Source organism: Vibrio amylolyticus (assembly GCF_023145695.1).
In the GTDB taxonomy this organism is placed as follows: domain Bacteria; phylum Pseudomonadota; class Gammaproteobacteria; order Enterobacterales; family Vibrionaceae; genus Vibrio; species Vibrio amylolyticus.
This window is the reverse complement of sequence record NZ_JAJHVV010000040.1, coordinates 1-671: the sequence shown is the minus strand read 5'-3', so window position 1 is coordinate 671 and position 671 is coordinate 1. Positions and strand designations below refer to the sequence as shown.

General features: G+C 40.2%; 1 protein-coding gene. It reads left to right on the top strand.

The annotated features are described in order from the left end of the window. Window positions 1-650 (top strand): hypothetical protein (locus KP803_RS21785; protein WP_248010951.1); only part of this gene is annotated, 650 nt, incomplete at its 5' end. Window positions 651-671: the final 21 nt, after the last annotated feature.

Below are 671 nucleotides of genomic sequence, written 5' to 3'. Positions count from 1 at the left end.
CGTTAAGTTTATCTGGGGTTCAGCATATGAAGATAAAATCTGGTTCAGAGGCGGATTACCACCAATGTATCGCAATTAAACATGAATATTTCAAGTGTCGTGATGCTTTTGAACAGTTTCGGCAGTCCGCCGAACATTTAATTCTGTCTGGTCATGATAAGTACAAGTCTTATCGAGCATACAATTCATATTCATACTTTATCCATCACCTGTACGAGTTCCTCATTGCCTGCCACGCACGAGACTTTGAAAACAAAGATATTACCGATAAAAAAGGTCCTCCGAAAAATAGCTTTATTGACTCACTAATTGAAGAGGATGCTTATCGTGTGGTCAATGCGAGAATTGACCGTATTAGGCGGGGAAAGGCACCAAGTTATGAAAATGATATATCGCACTATGAAAAGCTTCTCCCTGTGCCAGAATCATTTGCAAAGGACTTTAGGGTCTATCGAAACAAAGTCGCGGGTCATGCGTCTTACGAGCGTACAAAAGACCGCAATTTAACGGATTTTTATCTAAAGTATCATTTTTACTTGTACCTATTGTTTGTAGATGTCGGCGAGTTTTGGGGGCGAGAGGGAAGCGACTTTCCAGAATTAGAAGATGTGACAAATTTTATGAAGGCCATGGCGCATGAATACACTTAACAAGCAATTTAAGAGGGATTC